19 protein-coding genes and 1 pseudogene are annotated in these 17,425 nt (G+C 40.7%); 9 read left to right on the plus strand and 11 right to left on the minus strand.

Translation table 11 applies throughout. The features are described from left to right. Positions 1-4 precede the first annotated feature (4 nt). The 6 genes from rfaP to radC all read right to left on the minus strand — a co-directional run bounded on the left by rfaP (position 5) and on the right by radC (position 4,523). A complete protein-coding gene (gene rfaP / locus AABS66_RS14950) occupies positions 5-802 on the minus strand; it encodes a lipopolysaccharide core heptose(I) kinase RfaP (RefSeq protein ID WP_206085719.1) in 798 nt (265 codons plus the stop codon). After that, complete coding sequence (locus AABS66_RS14955; RefSeq protein WP_206085717.1) at positions 795-1,919, minus strand: glycosyltransferase family 4 protein; 1,125 nt, start codon at positions 1,917-1,919, stop codon at positions 795-797. The genes rfaP and AABS66_RS14955 overlap by 8 nt, the downstream gene beginning before the upstream one ends. A 1-nt stretch (position 1,920) precedes the next feature. After that, positions 1,921-2,985 carry a lipopolysaccharide core heptosyltransferase RfaQ gene (gene rfaQ, locus AABS66_RS14960; protein ID WP_272539968.1) on the minus strand — a complete coding sequence of 355 codons (1,065 nt, stop codon included), beginning with the start codon at positions 2,983-2,985 and terminating at the stop codon, positions 1,921-1,923. Between the two features lie 205 nt (positions 2,986-3,190). Then, entirely contained in the window at positions 3,191-3,358 is a 168-nt protein-coding gene (gene rpmG, locus AABS66_RS14965) for a 50S ribosomal protein L33 (RefSeq protein ID WP_004265124.1), read from the minus strand. A gap of 11 nt (positions 3,359-3,369) precedes the next feature. Beyond that, the gene (gene rpmB, locus AABS66_RS14970) at positions 3,370-3,606 is read right to left on the minus strand and encodes a 50S ribosomal protein L28 (protein ID WP_004265123.1); all 237 of its coding nucleotides are present in this window, start codon (positions 3,604-3,606) and stop codon (positions 3,370-3,372) included. A 251-nt stretch (positions 3,607-3,857) separates the two neighbouring features. Beyond that, on the minus strand, positions 3,858-4,523 hold the full coding sequence (gene radC, locus AABS66_RS14975; protein WP_272539969.1) for a RadC family protein: 666 nt from the start codon (positions 4,521-4,523) through the stop codon (positions 3,858-3,860). 183 nt (positions 4,524-4,706) lie between these two features. On the opposite strand from radC, the gene coaBC reads away from it, so the two are divergent. The 3 genes from coaBC (at position 4,707) to slmA (ending at position 7,176) form a co-directional block, all read left to right on the plus strand. Further along, complete coding sequence (coaBC, locus tag AABS66_RS14980; RefSeq protein WP_371007480.1) at positions 4,707-5,918, plus strand: bifunctional phosphopantothenoylcysteine decarboxylase/phosphopantothenate--cysteine ligase CoaBC; 1,212 nt, start codon at positions 4,707-4,709, stop codon at positions 5,916-5,918. Next, positions 5,905-6,360, plus strand: coding sequence for a dUTP diphosphatase (gene dut, locus AABS66_RS14985; protein WP_206085702.1), 456 nt, complete (start codon positions 5,905-5,907; stop codon positions 6,358-6,360). The genes coaBC and dut overlap by 14 nt, the downstream gene beginning before the upstream one ends. Before the next feature lie 216 nt (positions 6,361-6,576). After that, positions 6,577-7,176: a nucleoid occlusion factor SlmA gene (gene slmA / locus AABS66_RS14990; protein WP_206085700.1), complete on the plus strand. Its 600-nt coding sequence runs from the start codon at positions 6,577-6,579 to the stop codon at positions 7,174-7,176. A 50-nt stretch (positions 7,177-7,226) separates the two neighbouring features. Here the strand turns inward: slmA and pyrE are convergent, their stop codons facing one another. Continuing rightward, positions 7,227-7,868: an orotate phosphoribosyltransferase gene (gene pyrE, locus AABS66_RS14995; RefSeq protein WP_206085693.1), complete on the minus strand. Its 642-nt coding sequence runs from the start codon at positions 7,866-7,868 to the stop codon at positions 7,227-7,229. Positions 7,869-7,989: 121 nt separating this feature from the next. Next, positions 7,990-8,703: a ribonuclease PH gene (rph, locus tag AABS66_RS15000; protein WP_206085691.1), complete on the minus strand. Its 714-nt coding sequence runs from the start codon at positions 8,701-8,703 to the stop codon at positions 7,990-7,992. 122 nt (positions 8,704-8,825) lie between these two features. Between rph and AABS66_RS15005 the strand changes: the two genes are divergently transcribed. The 6 genes and pseudogenes from AABS66_RS15005 (at position 8,826) to AABS66_RS15030 (ending at position 14,238) form a co-directional block, all read left to right on the plus strand. Further along, complete coding sequence (locus AABS66_RS15005; protein WP_272539971.1) at positions 8,826-9,689, plus strand: YicC/YloC family endoribonuclease; 864 nt, start codon at positions 8,826-8,828, stop codon at positions 9,687-9,689. Positions 9,690-9,930: 241 nt separating this feature from the next. Further along, positions 9,931-10,331: pseudogene (locus AABS66_RS15010) on the plus strand (hypothetical protein). Between the two features lie 319 nt (positions 10,332-10,650). Beyond that, positions 10,651-11,961 (plus strand): MFS transporter, encoded by a 1,311-nt coding sequence (locus AABS66_RS15015; RefSeq protein ID WP_430225119.1) that lies wholly within the window; start codon positions 10,651-10,653, stop codon positions 11,959-11,961. Between the two features lie 40 nt (positions 11,962-12,001). Next, entirely contained in the window at positions 12,002-12,649 is a 648-nt protein-coding gene (locus tag AABS66_RS15020; protein ID WP_206085685.1) for an RraA family protein, read from the plus strand. Between the two features lie 9 nt (positions 12,650-12,658). Further along, positions 12,659-13,450, plus strand: a complete 792-nt coding sequence (locus tag AABS66_RS15025) for a carbon-nitrogen hydrolase family protein (RefSeq protein ID WP_206085684.1) — start codon at positions 12,659-12,661, stop codon at positions 13,448-13,450. A 164-nt stretch (positions 13,451-13,614) separates the two neighbouring features. Beyond that, entirely contained in the window at positions 13,615-14,238 is a 624-nt protein-coding gene (locus AABS66_RS15030) for a GntR family transcriptional regulator (protein ID WP_430225120.1), read from the plus strand. Between the two features lie 81 nt (positions 14,239-14,319). Here the strand turns inward: AABS66_RS15030 and AABS66_RS15035 are convergent, their stop codons facing one another. The 3 genes from AABS66_RS15035 to AABS66_RS15045 form a co-directional block, all read right to left on the minus strand. Continuing rightward, positions 14,320-15,576 carry a nucleoside permease gene (locus AABS66_RS15035; protein ID WP_404461765.1) on the minus strand — a complete coding sequence of 419 codons (1,257 nt, stop codon included), beginning with the start codon at positions 15,574-15,576 and terminating at the stop codon, positions 14,320-14,322. Then, positions 15,573-16,490, minus strand: coding sequence for a DMT family transporter (locus tag AABS66_RS15040; protein WP_272539972.1), 918 nt, complete (start codon positions 16,488-16,490; stop codon positions 15,573-15,575). Before AABS66_RS15040 ends, AABS66_RS15035 begins: the two co-directional genes overlap by 4 nt. Before the next feature lie 65 nt (positions 16,491-16,555). Beyond that, entirely contained in the window at positions 16,556-17,374 is an 819-nt protein-coding gene (locus tag AABS66_RS15045) for a purine-nucleoside phosphorylase (protein ID WP_206085679.1), read from the minus strand. Positions 17,375-17,425: the final 51 nt, after the last annotated feature.

A 17,425-nucleotide genomic window follows, 5' to 3' on the forward strand; every position in this document is an offset into this window, starting at 1 on the left:
GTATTTACAATGACTTTCTAATCGTACGTTCTTTTATCTTTTCAGCTTTACGACTGACTTTTCCAATAAGTGCTTGCTCTTTTTTTAAAATTTCTTTTAATGGTAAGGAAAAATAAATCTTCATAAAACGAAAAATATCACGTTGGGTAAGCCCAATATTTAGCGAAGAATAATAGAGGCCAATTAAATCTTTGTCACGCCAACGCATTGGGACTGATTTTCTCAGTTGTGCGCGGTGCAAATCAATCACGGATATTTTTAAATCACCTTCATTTTCGGTGAAAGGTAAATGGAGTAGAAAATGGCAAATATAACAGTCACGATGATTAATACCCGCTTTATGCATACCACGAACCATGTCAGCAACTCGGCGAATAATCATTTGTTTCGTACGAAATAACGGGGGCTCATTTAACCAATTTGCACAATAATCTTCCAAGCTAATGGTTGGCGTTAAGTCTTCTGTAATAATAAATGAATGGCGACGCAGCGGATTTACCCCTTTTTGCCCAAAGGCACGTCCATTCATCGTATCGACACCCACTTGTGTAAGCCGATGAATCGCATTCCATTCTCTATCTGCACCTAAAACAGGCAACCGAAAAGAAATCAGATTTTTCAGGACTTCTTTTAAGGTTGTACCATAATGAATTTTGATAAAATAACTGCGACTTTCAACCTCAAAACGTAGCGTTTTTCGGGTCTCTAATGCACGAAAAACCTCACCTTGCAGTTTATCCGCTTCAATAAATGGATCTTTATTTTTCCAAAGCTCATCAAAAGGTGATTTTAATTCAATCATTTTGGCATCCTAAAATAATATCAGCTGCCTTTTGCGGTAGACTATATAAGTCTTCCGTATCTGCAAACTTTTGGGCATTTTTAACCCACGTCATGCGCTTTTCTGTCTCTTCTAAACCATTTTGTAACGCATAATTGAGTTCTGATTGCTCAAAAGGTTCGTTAATAACGACTCCACATTGCGCTTTTTGAATAAACGAGGCGTAACCACACACTTCAGTAACAATAATAGGTAAGCCCGCAGTAATCGCTTCCAATAAGACAATACCCGCAGCCTCTTGGTACGCAGGGTGCATTAAGATATCGGCCGCAGCCATTAATTCTGCAATATCATTACGCCCACTAAAGAAAGATACCTGCTGGCTAATACCTAATGATTGTGCTAACTGCTGGTATTTTGACGGTTTATCTTGGCCTACCACCATCAGCAGTGTGTTTTTCTTGATGTTCTCTGGTAGTGCAGCAAGAGCCCTTAACGTACGGTCAACACCTTTACGCTTAAAGTCAGAGCCTACTTGCAATAGCAAAAACGCAGATTCTGGGATTTGGTTCTTTTGGCGATAAATCCGTTTTGCATCAGTAATTTGCTTATCGTATTTACGATCCAAAGCAATACCTGGTGGCAACATATGGAAACGCACATCTTCAGTTTGGTAGTGCTTTTTGAAATGTTTGATTTGATGTGGTGTTAACATTAATAGTTGTGTGGGTTTGTCCACATCAAAAACGGCTTTTTCGAATGCCGCATAATGCTTATAACGTGGTGTCAGTTTATAGAAAAAACCTTTTTCTTCAGCAACTTTCTGTGCATAACACACATCCGCAGCATAATAAACATCCAAACCAGGCATCTTATTAAAGCCAACAATACGGTCAACAGGGTGCTGCTTAATATTTGCGAGTACCCAGTCACAATACTGTGCATTTCGACCATGATTGGTGCTTGAAGACACGGGGACAATGACAACCTCAAACCCATCAGGTTTTTCGCCTTCCCATGATTGGGTATACACTCGAATATGATGACCCCGTGATTGGCATTCTGTCGCAATGCGCAAAAAATCGCGCTGTAAACCACCAAAAGGGAAGTATTTATACAAGCAAAATGCCAATTTCATATTAATACCTTGTCATCATGGAACGGATATTCATTGGCAACAATTTTTCCGTTGCTTTAATCACATCTGAGGCAGGAATAATCGAAAGATATTTTTTATTTCTATCCAATTCATCCCGTGGTGGCATTGCTTCGTAATCACCCGCCCAAAATTGTACTGCATTATCCGTCCATGGGCGCCAAAATATGTGATTAGTTGCGCCAAAAAGACACACAATTGGTGTATTTACAGCTGCGGCTATATGCATCGGTGCTGAATCTACACCAATAAATAATGCAGCATGGGCAATCAATGCGCCAAGTTCAGGAAACGTCGTTTTACCCGCTAATTCAATCACTGGCTTTGTTCGGCAACCATTCGCAATATTATTGACACATTCAAGATCTTCCTTGCTTGGCCCAGAAGTTAATACCACTTGGTAACCACGCGATTGCAATGCATCAATGACTTCAGAGAATTTCTCATCATCCCAGCACTTAAAAATTTGCCGCGCTGTTGGCTGAATAACCACATAGCTGCTATGCACGCCTAAGTCTAATAGCCTTTGGTCAATATTTTTCCAATCATCCGCTGTGTAAGACATCGTTAGATTTGTTTTAAGTTCTTTTAATTCTAACGGTTTAAGCACAGATAAATTATTTAAAACAACATGCTCCCCTTCGGGGATAGTTAAATGCGTGAAGCTGTTACGCCAATATTTAGAATCACGATGACTAAACTGGTGCGAAATTTTTGTTCCCGCAGGAATTGAACGCACCAGTAAACTTACCATCCACTGATCTGCTAAATTAACAACCAAATCGTATTTATTTTTACGCAGCACTAAAAGCAATTTAATAAAATTGCACGCTTTACTTATCCCACTACTTTTTTTATTTGCCATCCCATATAGCGCATTAATTTCGCTGTTTTCAGATAGGATAGGGAGCGTATCCTGATAAAGCAAAACATCAATTTCAGCATCAGGATATTGGTGTTTTAATGAACTGATAACTGGCGTTGTCAGCAACATGTCCCCATGAAACCGCATCTTGATAACAAGAATTTTTTTAAACTGTTTTTTCACCAGGCACTCTTAGTCAGGTCTATGTATAAAAAGTAAAAGACGATAGATATTCGACAATAAATATCATCATTAATTCAATCAATATTCGCTATGTTACTACTTTCAGAATAATGGTCATAGCCTCCTGTGCGCATATCTCCATTCAATTAAAATTTAGGCAAAAAAAAACTCAGCCTAGGCTGAGTTTTTAACGCAGAAAGCAAAATTATTTGATTTTTGCTTCTTTGTAGATCACATGCTTACGAACAACTGGATCGAATTTTTTCAGTTCCAGTTTTTCTGGCATTGTGCGCTTGTTCTTCGTAGTGGTATAGAAGTGACCTGTACCTTCAGAAGAAACCAGCTTGATTTTCTCGCGAATACCTTTAGCCATTTTTTAGCTCCTTAGTACTTCTCACCACGGGTACGCAGTTCAGCAAGAACAGCATCAATACCCTTTTTATCGATAACACGCATACCTTTAGCAGATACACGCAGTGTTACGAAACGTTTCTCAGACTCAACCCAGAAACGGTGAGAGTGCAGGTTTGGCAAAAAACGACGTTTGGTCGCATTTAATGCGTGTGAACGGTTGTTACCGCTCATTGGACGCTTGCCGGTAACTTGGCAGACTCGTGACATGTCTATTCTCCAAAAATCTAATCAGCTCGAGCTTTTTTGTTCTGGGTATGGCCGCCTCGTCAGGCTTAGGAGCCCATCTCAGCAAACTTTTAGTGACTGAAAAAACCGTTTATACCTAAGTAAAAAATTTACTGAGATAGGCCCTTCTCGCCAAACCCAAGATCCTTAAAGGTGGCGTAGTATACGCTTTCAATCGTTTTCACTCAAGCCCAACAACGTAAAAGTTGTCATTTTTTAGGCAAAAAATGATTTTACAGCCACCCTCGCTCTGCAAAGGAGACGCATCGTTTGTGCCCAACAACAAAATGGTCGAGTAATTTCACTCCCATAATGGAACAAGCGCTCTGGATCCGTTCAGTGACTTCTCTATCTGCGGCGCTGGGTTCAGGATTACCTGATGGGTGGTTATGCGCTAAAATGATTGAACTTGCATTCATTTTTATTGCAAAACGAATAATTTCCCTTGGATGAACTTCAACGCGGTTTAATGTGCCCTTAAACATTTCTTCATAACAAATAATTTGATTTTGAGTATTTAAAAATAACACAATAAAGACTTCGCGTTCTTGCCCCGCAAACAAATCAAGCAATCTAGATTTTAGGAGGTCAGGCCCACTCATTACATCCTCATGCAGAAATTGCTCCGAAAAAAAACGACGAGCCAACTCGCTAATGGCTTGCAACTGCGTGAATTTACAGCTTCCCATACCTTTACATTGTATTAGCTTCGTATAATCGGCTTGAATTAATAAATACAAAGAACCGAACTCCTTAATTAGCCGTTCAGCAAGTTTCAAAACTGGCTCTCCTTGGCTCCCCGTTCGCAAAAAAATCGCTAATAATTCGGCATCCGAGAGCGCTGCTGCACCATAAGCAAGTAGCTTCTCTCTGGGCGGTAAGTTTTGGTGTTCATTCATGATATTATTCGTCCTTGAATTCTCTCTCACCACTTTTATCGAGTTTTCAGTGAATCACAATTGCGCTCATAAGGCTTTGCGTAGCGCTTCGCAAAAATAATAAGTTGATGCAAAATCGAGCGCGCCACCTAAACGTGCAATGTGGTAATATGCCGTTCATGTTGAGCAAAGTGGATAAAAATAATGAATCAACTATCACTATTGGGTAAACAGATAGTTATTGGTATCAGTGGGGGCATCGCCGCCTATAAAATTCCAGAACTAACGCGTCGCTTACGTGATCAAGGCGCGGTCGTACGTGTCGTCATGACTCAAGGTGCGAAAGCCTTTATTACCCCTCTGACTTTACAGGCAGTCTCTGGCCATCCAGTCGCAGACGATTTATTAGATCCAGCGGCTGAAGCAGCAATGGGTCATATTGAATTAGCAAAATGGGCTGACTTGATTATTTTAGCCCCAGCAACTGCTGATTTAATTGCTAGGCTTAATGCAGGTATGGCAAATGATTTGCTTACCACAATATGCCTTGCTAGCGCTGCGCCGATTGCCGTTGTACCCGCAATGAATCAACAAATGTATCGGGCCCGTGCAACACAAGATAATTTAATCAGATTGAAACAACGCCAGTGTATGATTTGGGGGCCTGATGATGGCAGTCAAGCTTGTGGTGATATTGGCCCAGGCCGCATGATTGATCCGCTCGAAATTGTTCGTTTGGCTGGTGAATATTTCAATCCTAAGCTAGATTTACAAGGCATTAAACTGATGATCACTGCGGGCCCAACTCGTGAAGATCTAGACCCAGTACGTTTTATCAGCAATCACAGCTCAGGAAAAATGGGGTTTGCTATCGCACAAGCAGCAAGCCAACGAGGGGCTGATGTGACATTAATTTCAGGGCCAGTTAACCTCCCTACACCAATGAGCGTTAATCGAATTAACGTGATTAGCGGCTTAGATATGTATGAAAAAGTGCACCAATCTATCGCTGAGCAAGATATTTTTATTGGTTGCGCTGCTGTTGCAGATTACCGAGCCAAAACGGTTGCTGAAAATAAAATAAAAAAACAAGGCGATGAGTTCACGATTACACTGGTGAAAAACCCAGACATTGTCGCAAGTGTTGGGGCTCTTACGAAAAATCGCCCTTATGTTGTGGGATTTGCAGCTGAAACCCAAAATGTGGAAGAATATGCTCGCCAAAAACGACAACAAAAACAATTAGATTTAATTTGTGCCAATGATGTTTCCCTTGCAGACAACGGTTTTAATAGCGATAACAACGCATTACATCTATTTGATGCCAACGGTGAGACTCGGTTGCCACATAGCAGTAAAATTGAATTAAGCCACTATTTACTTGACGAGATACTTCAACGTTATGAAAAAAATTGACCTAAAAATCCTTGATAACCGTATCGGTAATGAATTTCCTTTACCAACCTATGCAACAACAGGTTCAGCAGGTTTAGACTTGCGCGCTTGTCTTGATGCACCTATTGATTTAGCGCCAGGTCAAACAGAATTAATTCCAACAGGTTTAGCGATTCACATCGCTGATGAAAGTCTCGCTGCAGTTATTCTTCCCCGTTCAGGGCTGGGCCATAAACACGGTGTTGTACTCGGGAATCTTGTCGGACTTATTGACTCCGATTATCAAGGGCAACTCATGGTTTCTGTTTGGAATCGTGGTGATAAAACCTTTACTGTTGAGCCAGGCGAGCGCATGGCACAAATGGTTTTTGTCCCTGTGGTTCAAGCTGAATTTAATATTGTTGACGACTTTGATGCAACAGAACGTGGTGCAGGTGGTTTCGGTCACTCAGGTCGCCAATAAATAAAATATTCTGATATTTAATATGCTATATAGAACCTACTTTAGGTTCTATATTTATGAATCAAAACAATCAGTCGCATATTACTAAACAGGAAATTGTTCAAAATTTACTTATACTCTCTACATTTTTAAACCTATTTTGCTCTGTAAGTCTCTTTACTAAGAGCAAAATTTTGGATAGTTTGTTTTGCTGTTTTAGCAGGGGTCTTATTAGACATGGCAGAAAAAGCGACAACACAAAAACGTAACAGACGTGACGAGATCTTACAGGCTCTTGCGTTAATGTTAGAAAGTAGTGATGGTAGCCAACGCATTACGACTGCAAAACTTGCAGCCTCCGTTGGTGTTTCAGAAGCAGCGTTATATCGTCATTTTCCCAGTAAAATGAAAATGTTTGATAGTCTTATTGGGTTTATTGAAGATTCACTGGTCTCGCGTATCAATCTGATTTTAAATGATGAAAAAGATACCATCATTAGAATTAAATTAATGTTAGCGTTAATTTTAGGGTTTTCAGAGAAAAACCCAGGCTTAACACGTATAATGACAGGCCATGCGCTCATGTTTGAGCAAGACAGGCTACAAGACCGAATTAACCAATTGTTTGAGCGAATAGAGTCTCAATTGCGCCAAGTGTTAAAAGAGAAAAAAATACGTGATGGTCATGGCTTTATCCATGATGAATCGCTACTTGCTTCTCAATTACTTGCTTATTGCGAAGGCATGTTATCACGCTTCGTACGTTCAGAATTTCGTTACCGACCGACTGTCGAATTTGAAGCGCGCTGGCCTTTAATTTTAGCTCAGTTACAATAACAGTTATTAGTACTACTCACCCCGCCCGTTTTTTGGGCGAGGGGATTTTTTTAAATACCGTACTGTTCTCTATAAGCTTTCATTGCCACTAAGTGTGCTTCCATACCTTCTTGTTCAGAAAGATACGTAATCAAATCACTCATCGTAATGATTGAATAAACCTTGCAGTTATAGTCACGCTCAACCTCTTGTACGGCTGAGATTTCCCCTTTTCCTTTTTCTTGACGGTCTAAACACAACAAAACACCATTGAGAGTCGCTTTTTGCTGCTTAATAATTTCCATTGATTCACGAATTGCAGTACCTGCAGTGATCACATCATCAACCACAACAACACGTCCTTGCAGAGGGCTACCAACTAATACACCACCTTCTCCGTGATCTTTTGCTTCCTTACGATTAAAGCAATATGGCATATCGATATCATGATGCTCAGCCAATGCAACTGCCATTGTAGTTGCAATGGGAATACCTTTATAGGCTGGCCCAAAAATCACATCACACTCAATTGCACTCTCTTGTAGCGCTTGTGCATAAAAACGACCGACAAGTGCCAGATCACGCCCAGTATTAAATAACCCTGCATTAAAAAAATAAGGGCTTTTTCGACCTGATTTCAGCGTAAACTCACCAAATTTCAATACCTGTTTTTTCATGGCAAGTTCAATAAAATCGCGCTGATAGGCTTTCATTGGTCATTCTCCTCATTGATGACGATTATGTATATTAAATTTGTTATTTTGCTAATTGCGTTATCTGCCATTTAGCAGACATAAAAAAGGCGACTTTTCAGCCGCCTATTTAAACATTAATTTATTTCAGCGCTTCTCGCTGAGCTTCAAAAATGGTGTCGAGCCCTGTTTTGGCTAATGCTAATAGAGCCAATAATTCTTCATGGCTAAATGGTTCGCCTTCTGCGGTGCCTTGCACTTCAATCATACGGCCATCATCCATCATCACGACGTTCATGTCCGTTTCTGCCGCAGAGTCTTCAACGTACTCAAGGTCGCAAAGCGCTTCTTGGTTCACAATCCCGACCGAAACTGCAGCAACCATCGACTTCAGAGGACTTTTTGCAATTTTCCCCTGAGCAACCATATTATTCAGTGCATCCACCAGTGCCACACAAGCACCTGAAATCGCCGCTGTACGTGTACCGCCGTCAGCCTGGATAACATCACAATCTAAAGTGATGGTGAATTCACCCAATTTTTTCAGATCAACAGCTGCACGTAATGAACGGGCAATCAAACGTTGAATTTCCATTGTACGGCCAGTTTGTTTACCACGAGCCGCTTCACGTTGGTTACGTGAATTTGTTGCGCGAGGTAACATGCCGTACTCAGCGGTTACCCAACCTTGACCTTGACCTTTTAAAAAGCGAGGTACACCCTCTTCAACCGTTGCATTGCATAACACCTTCGTGTCGCCAAACTCAATAAGAACAGAGCCTTCTGCGTGTTTTGTATAATTGCGCGTGATGGTAATCGGGCGCATTTCGTCCGCTTGTCTATCTGCTGGGCGCATGGTGTTATCTCCGTTATCAACTCAAATTGGGACGCATTATACGTCCTTAAAACGATAATGCCTATCCTGTCATCTCTCATAGCGTTATAATCCCATTATCTTATCGATAATAGGAACGAATTATGATCCGTAGTATGACCGCTTTTGCCCGCCGTGATATCAAGGGTGAATGGGGGAATGCGGCCTGGGAGCTGCGTTCCGTAAACCAACGTTATTTAGAAACGTATATCCGTTTACCTGAGCAATTCAGAAGCCTTGAACCCGTTATTCGTGAACGCCTTCGTTCACGCTTAACGCGCGGAAAAGTGGAATGTAACCTGCGTTTTGAATTAGACGGTGGAAACCGTGGCGAATTAATTCTCAATGAACAATTAGCCCGCCAATTAATTAGCGCAGCAAATTGGGTCAAAAATTACAGCCACGAAGGTGAAATCAACCCCCTAGAGATTTTACGTTGGCCAGGTGTGATGTCGGCTGGCGAGCAAGATTTAGACGCCATCAGCGAACAGTTAATGGCTGGTTTAGATGAAACTATCGATGCTTTTATCCAAAGCCGAGAAGCGGAAGGTGCTTCATTGCATGCCTTAATTGAACAACGCCTTGATGGTGTTTTAGTTGAAGTGGCAAAAGTTCGTCAACATATGCCAGAAATTCTGCAATGGCAGCGCGATCGCCTTCAAAGTAAGCTCGAAGAAGCGGAAATCCAAGTGGATAACAACCGCTTAGAACAGGAGCTCATTTTGCTCGCCCAACGTGTTGATGTTGCTGAGGAATTGGATAGATTAGAAGCGCACGTTAAAGAAACGCGTAATATCTTGAAGAAAAAAGAAGCCAATGGGCGCCGCCTTGACTTTATGATGCAAGAATTTAATCGTGAGTCTAATACGTTAGCATCAAAATCGATTAATAGCGAAGTCACCACTTCCGCCGTTGAACTGAAAGTATTAATCGAACAAATGAGAGAACAAATTCAGAATATTGAGTAATCTCTCTGACTGTCATGCATGACTAAGCCAATTAATGCTCTGTGTAAATTGGCTTTTTTTATTTTACTGAAATATCCAAATAACCTGAAATAGGTGGAACCCCCCGCAATTTTGGAATAAAAATCGCATAAACTGCCTTAAAAATCCTATTTTTTGAAAATCCTTAGGCGCTCAAATAATCTCCACGATAAACTATCTTTCTTCCCCCAAAAAATCACTTACTCAAAAATTGGAGAGTCAAATGGTGCCGCAACAGCCTTTTGAAGATATTAGAAAAACGGATAATTCGGGAAATGAATACTGGTCAGCGAGAGAGTTGTCTAAACTCCTCGAATATTCGGAATATCGGCATTCTTACCTGTTTTAGAAAAAGCAAAAGAGGCATGTTTGCAAAGTAGACATGCCATTGAAGACCATTTCGAGGAGATCATCGATATGGTCGAAATTGGTTCTGGTGCTAAACGAAAGCTCAAACGAGATAACATCCAAAGTAAAACAGAAGCGAATCAAACTCACTTTGAAGTTGGCCAAAAAGTGAGAGAAACACTTGGCGGTACCATGCCAGAAAATCTGCCTACCCCAGAAAAAAGCATAAGACAACTCGCTCAAAAAGAGGCGAAAAAAAAGAAAATTGATAAATAACGTCTATGTTAAATCTAGAAATACGTCGGCATTTCTAGATTTAACTATTTCCCACGGCAACAAACGCTTAATTTACCCATGCTCCCTCAGAAGCATAATAGATTGATTAATAACAAATTAATCTTTGATAATTGTTTTGTCGAAAAAACATGAGCTCGCTCATAAATTCACCAAATGTTTTGATTTCAATCACAGATAACAAAACAGATCTTTGACAGGCCAATAACGGGTTATTAACATCCATCTTGTATACAAGTTGAATTCAATATAAATACAATAAAATTAATTACCTCTACAGACCAATAAAAAAGGTAAGACTATGTCATACAAAGACTCTGTGATAGCACCTACAGCAAAAGACACACCAGGGCGTTTACGCTGGGGTTTAGCAGCAATATTTTTTATTATCGGTTTAATTGCCTATATGGATCGCGCCAACATTTCCATTGTTGCGGAACATATGATGACCGATTTAGGTATGAGTAAAGTCCAATTTGGTTTTTTAGGCGCATTATTTTCTCTTGGTTATGCATTAGCACAAATTCCAAGTGGAATATTAGCGGAACGCTTTGGCAGCCGGTTAATTGCGACAATAAGCTTATATGTTTGGTCTGCGTTTACCATTCTAACGGTGGTTGCACCGACTTACCTCTGGTTATGTATCGTTCGTTTTTTCTTTGGTGTTGGCGAGGCGCCTCTATACCCTTCAAATGCTGTCTTTAATACTTGGTGGTTTCGTCAAAATGAAAAAGCCAGAGCGGCAAGCTTCTTATTGGCAGGCTCTTATTTTGGCCCAGTCATCGCTCCTACCCTTACTGTTTTCATTATGATTTCTTTCGGTTGGCACGCTGTTTTCTATATCTTTGGAGTCATTGGTATTTTAATTGGTTTGATCTGGTACTTCTGCGCTCGCAATAAACCAGAACAGCACCCTAAGATTTCACAAAGCGAAATCGCATTTATACAAAGTGGCCGAACAATCAGTGAGAATGGCGGTGAAGATGTCAAAGCTCCATGGCGTAAGTTTATGAAAGAACGTCCATTTTGGGCTGTAGGCTTTCAATACTTTTTTGTCGCCTATATGACTACGTTATTTATGATTTGGTTACCAACTTACCTCCAAGAAGCACGCGGATTTTCACTAACTCAAATGGGTGTTGCGGCAAGTTTCCCATGGTTAGCCATTTGTATTGCTGTGCTTACCGCGGGTTCAGTATCTGACTGGCTACTCAATAAAGGCTACTCCCAATTAGTGGCAAGGGGCTACATCGCCATTACTGGTTTTATCCTGTTTATTGTTGGGATTTGTGGTGCTGCTCAAACGGAGAGCGCTGTTGTAAGTGTCGCATGGCTAACCCTTGCCCTCGGTGCTTTAGGCCTGCCCGTTGTGACTTCGTGGGCAATTGCCGCTGATAAAGGCCGTCAATATGCAGGATCAGTAAGTGGATGGATGAATCTGTGGGGCAATTTGGGTGGTGTTATTTCTCCAATTTTATGCGGCTGGCTTGCCCAACACTTTGGGTGGACGGTTGCCTTACTTTTCAACGTGATACCTATTAGTTTAGCCATTATTTGCTGGTTCTTCATTCAACCTGATAAACCTCTAGCAACGGCTGTAAACCAAGATTAGTTTTACTCATACACTCTAATATAACGAATAAAGGTGCCCTATGTTTACGTTAAATCCTCGAGTTACCTGTTTTAGCCAAGAAGTGATCGAAAGCTGCCGCGATGTTTGCCCGTCAACAATTGGCCATATGACCGATTTTGGCTTCATCAAAACACTACGTCCACAAATTGAAAAAAACCAGTTCATTGGCCACGCAGTAACTGTGCGAATTCCACATATGGACTCTTCAGCAGTACATAAAGTCTTTGATATTGTTCAAGAAGGAGATGTTGTTTGCATTGATATGTCAGGAGATTATGACCGCGCCTGTTGGGGTGAGATGGTGTCCTATATGGCACGAGCGAAAAAAATTGCTGGGGCTGTTATCGATGGTTGCGTAACTGATATCAAAGCGCTGCGTGAGATTGGTGTCCCTGTATTTGCTCACAAAGTCAGTCCGCTAACAACTCGAATCCTAGGCATTGAAGGCGCAATCAATGTGCCAATCAGTGTCGATGGCGTCACTATCCACCCAGGTAATTTAATTATTGCAGATGGTGATGGCATTTTAGTGGCTGATGAAGTGACATTGCAAGAATATCGCCAACGCGCGCTTAATGCACAACATGCTGAAATTGATGTCAAAAAACGCATAGATGCAGGTGAAACCTTAGCCGCTATCTCAGGCGCTGCAAAATATTTCGAATAAGGAGCCAACATGAAAGTTGCAATTGCCCAACTAGCCAGTAGCCCTAATAAAGAACAAAACTTGAAAAAAGCCTGTGATGCCATACAAAAGGCGGCTCAAGGCGGAGCAGATTTAGTTCTATTACCTGAAATGTTTATGGCATTTGTTCCCGCGGATAGTGGTATCAGCTATGCGGATGTCGCAGAGAACGTTGATGGTCCTTTTGTTTCTCAACTAGCCAAAACAGCAAAAGAGTATGGAATTTATGTGGTTTGTGGTATTTATGAACGGGCTGAGAATGAACCTAAACGCGCGTTTAACACCACCATTATGTTAAACCGCCAAGGGGAACTCATTTATCATTACCAAAAAACGCATTTATATGACGCATTCTCTTATCAAGAGTCACTCAATATCATTCAAAGTCATAATGAATTGAAACCTGTCGAAACCGAATTTGGGAAAATTGGTATTTTAGTATGCTATGAGCTGCGTTTCCCAGAAGTCGCCCGTAAATTAGCATTAGCAGGGGCAGATTTACTCCTAGTCCCAACAGCTTGGGTCAGTGGTCCTCTCAAAGAAGAGCACTACCAAACCCTAGTAAAAGCCCGTGCTCTAGAAAATACCATACCTGTTTGTGCGTGTGACCAAACCAGTAATATTTTTATTGGGCGCAGCTTAATTTGTGATGCTCTTGGCGTAACAATTGCTTCTGCAGGCTATGATGAAACCGTGTTCTTCGCTGAAATTTCCCCCGAGCACACAGCTGAAACTCGTCAAAAATTGCCCTGTATGGAAAACCGCCGTCCTGAATTATATTAACGCAATCAAAACTGGCACGGATGCTGGTTTATTATCCATATTATCACCAATAATTAACCGCCATTTGCTTATTATCTAAACAATATAAAGTTGGTACTTTACTTGTATACCAATCTATTCCTTTCTATACTCACTGAAATTTCTAATTTTGATACAAGATCCTGATGAAAGATAAACCACTCAGCCAACAAGCCTATACGGCTATTAAACATAAAATTCTCAGTAAGCAGTTTGGCGAGGAAAGCTATACCTCTGAAAACAGCTTAGTTGAAGAACTTGGTATGAGCCGTACTCCAATTCGTGAAGCGCTATATCAGCTACAAAATGAAGGTTTGGTTAAAATTATTCCACGCAAAGGGGTATTTATCCAAAAACTGTCCTTAAAAGAAACGCGGGATAATTATGATTTACGTTTAGCCATTGAGTCTCATGCAATTAAACTCGTCCGTGATTATTTAACTGAGGAACACTTCGCTTGCTTAGATGCGATAATTGAACAGCAAAAAGTGCTACTTGCCGAAAATAATTACCAAGGTTGGATTAAAGAAGATGAGCGCTTTCATCGATTCTTTTTAGAGTTACTCGATAACACTGTCTTTTTAGATTTAGCGGATAATATTCGCCAGCGTGTTTATTTTCAGCCAGACCCCATTTATCGTAATGAATATTACTTTGAGTCTACACGTCAACATCAACAACTTGTCGAACAACTCAAGCAAAAGGCTTTCAGCCAAGCAGAAGAAACTCTGACAGAACATATTCTACGAGGTAAACGTAACTATGTTTAGCGTTGAGTTGCGCCAAAAAGAAAAAGCCAAATTAATGGCTTTCTCTTTTTACGTTTTGTTCGTTATGTTTAACAGATTATCTTAGCTGGCTTTGGCTTCCTTCATTGCCGCGTCTTTATCATGACTATAATGGAAGGTAAATTGGAAAATAATCGCTAAAACAATTGTGTAAGACGAAAAGACCAGCCAAATCATTTGCCAATCTTTAATACCGTCAACAGTATAGTAATCGACAACCAACCCGCTGAGAATTGCACCAAAATAAGCACCGACACCATTCACCATGGTCATAAATAACCCTTGGGCACTCGCACGCATTCGTGTATCGACTTCTCGTTCAATAAATATTGAACCTGAAATATTAAAGAAATCAAATGCACAACCATACACAATCATCGACATGATTAAGAACATCAAACCAATCGCTGATGGATCTCCGAAGGCAAAGAACCCAAACCGCAATGTCCATGCAAACATACTTAATAACATAACGGTTTTAATGCCATAGCGTTTTAAGAAGAATGGAATTGCTAAAATAAAACACACTTCCGCCATTTGCGAGATAGATAATAATATGGAGGGATATTGCACCACTAAACTATCTTGATACAGCGGATTGAGACCAAAATCATGTAAGAACGGGTTACCAAATGTATTGGTTATTTGTAAAACCGCACCAAGCAACATAGCGAATAAGAAAAATACAGCCATTATTGGCTTCTTAAATAACACTAACGCATCTAAGCCTAGCTTGCTCATCCAGCTACTTGAAATGGCTTTTTTATTCACTTCAATTTTAGGTAATGTTAGGGAATATGCGGCTAATAGCAGCGAAAATCCCCCTGCTATATATAGTTGCATACTGCTGAGTTCAAATTTTAATAAGCTAATACTCCACATGGCGACAATAAACCCAACCGTTCCAAATACACGAATTGGAGGGAAGTTACTGACCGAATCCAATTGGTATTGGCTTAGTGATGAATAACTAATGGTATTTGAAAGGGCAATTGTCGGCATAAATGCCATCGCATTTATCAACATCACCCAAAACATCACCGATGAGCTGGTGACTGTAGCGGCATAAAATAGTGCAGCTGCCCCTATCAAATGGCAGATCATATATAAGCGATTCGCTGGGATATATTTATCCGCAATAATGCCGATAAGCCCTGGCATTAAAATAGCCGCAATGCCTTTAGAGCTATAAACTAAACCAACTTCAGCACCTGAGAAACTCAAAGTTTTCATCATGTACGAGCCGAGCGTAACTAACCAACTTCCCCAAACAAAATATTGCAGGAAAAGCATGATTTTCAAGCGGGATTTAATGTTCATACGAAGCTCCGTTTGGAGTTACATGTGTTTATTTTTATTTTCAGCTCAGCGATAGCCACCCCCATTAAAATGACGGCAACACCTACAAACTGAATGAATTCGAGGGGTAATTGCAGAACAGTCACTGACAGTAAAATAGTAACGGGCAGCTGCATTGAGCTCACAATGGTCGCTAAGCTTGTACCAATCAGAGGTGTGCCTTTAGCAAACATCCACATACCGAAGAAAGAACCAAAGAAAGCCAGAGGTAATCCATAAGTAAAAAATAGCGATTGAAACGTTGATACACTAAATAAGAATGTTGGTGGCACGATAATAGAGGTCAAGATTGCGCCTCCCGTCACCATAATTGCCGAGCGCATCATCGGATCCGTTTTTACAGCCAATGCGCCACTCACATACACCCGTATCGCATTTGATAATGCTGCACATAATCCTAATAGCACGCCTGCCCAATGAAATACGATATCTTGGCTATTTAATAACCCTGTCGCCAGTATGGTACCAATTAAGATCACTATTACAGAAACAATTGTCATTAATGGTGGTATTTGACGGTTTACGACAGCATTAATCGCCACTCCCATCCATGTAAATTGCAGAAATAGCACCACACCTAATGCTGGGGATAAATACTGCAACGATGCGTAATATAATAACCCCGTTAGGCCCGTCGTCGTCCCCGTTAACAACATCAAAAGACCTTGTTGCCGAGTTGGCCACATTAAGCGAGCTTTTTTCACTAATGCGCCGACAACAACAAAAAACCATAACAAAATTGCACCAAGTACCGTTTGGCTACCGATTACATCATTCAAGGAATAACCTGCGCGATAAGCCAGTACAACTAATGTTGAAAGAATGCCATAACTACAAGCGCCTAAAGAAACTAAAATCAGACCTTTAAATTTCATTTCAATATTCACCTTATTAATAATTACAGCATCTTTATTTTATTTTGAGAAAAAGAGTCTTTAAATTAGAAACGCGCAATCACACCCGTGACGAGTTTCAAGAATGTCGCTTTCACTTTTTCTGCGGTTTCAATCACTTCATCATGGCTTAATGGTTGTTCCAAAATTCCGCATGCCATATTAGTTAAGCAGGAAATTCCTACGGTTTTAATTTGTGAATGATGTGCAACTAATGCTTCTGGTACTGTCGACATACCGACTGCATCAGCCCCTAATGTTCTGATCATGCGAATTTCCGCTGGTGTTTCGTAAGTCGGGCCTGTCCACCATGCGTAAACCCCTTCACGTACAGAAACACCCTGTTCAGAAGCAACATCTTTGATTGTTTGGCGTAACTCTTTGTTGTATACCTCGCTCACATCCAAGAAACGAACACCCAACTCAGGGTTATTCGGCCCCATTAATGGATTATTTGCTGTCAGGTTAATGTGATCGGTAATAATCATCAGGTCACCTGGGTTAAAATCGGTATTTACCGCGCCACAGGCGTTAGTGATAATTAATTTTTCAACACCGAGTGCTTTCATCAAACGCACAGGGAAAGTCACTTGGTCTAATGAAAAACCTTCGTAATAGTGAAAACGGCCTTTCATCGCAACTACCGTTTTGCCAGCAATCGTACCAATCACTAATTCATTCGCATGGCCAACAGCCTCAGACTTAGCAAAATGAGGCACTTCGCTATAAGGAATATGAACCGCATTCTCTAGCGTATCTGCAAATGGGCCCAATCCAGAGCCTAAAATAATCCCAACAGTTGGCTTTAATTCCGTACGTGACTGAATAAATTTCAGGCTTTCTAAAATATCTTTCGTCTGGTGCATGGCTATCTCCAAATTAAAATCGAATACTGATTGTTGAAATCGATCATAGCG

Origin of the sequence: Providencia sp. SP181 (assembly GCF_050446505.1) — a bacterium.
Classification (GTDB): domain Bacteria; phylum Pseudomonadota; class Gammaproteobacteria; order Enterobacterales; family Enterobacteriaceae; genus Providencia; species Providencia vermicola.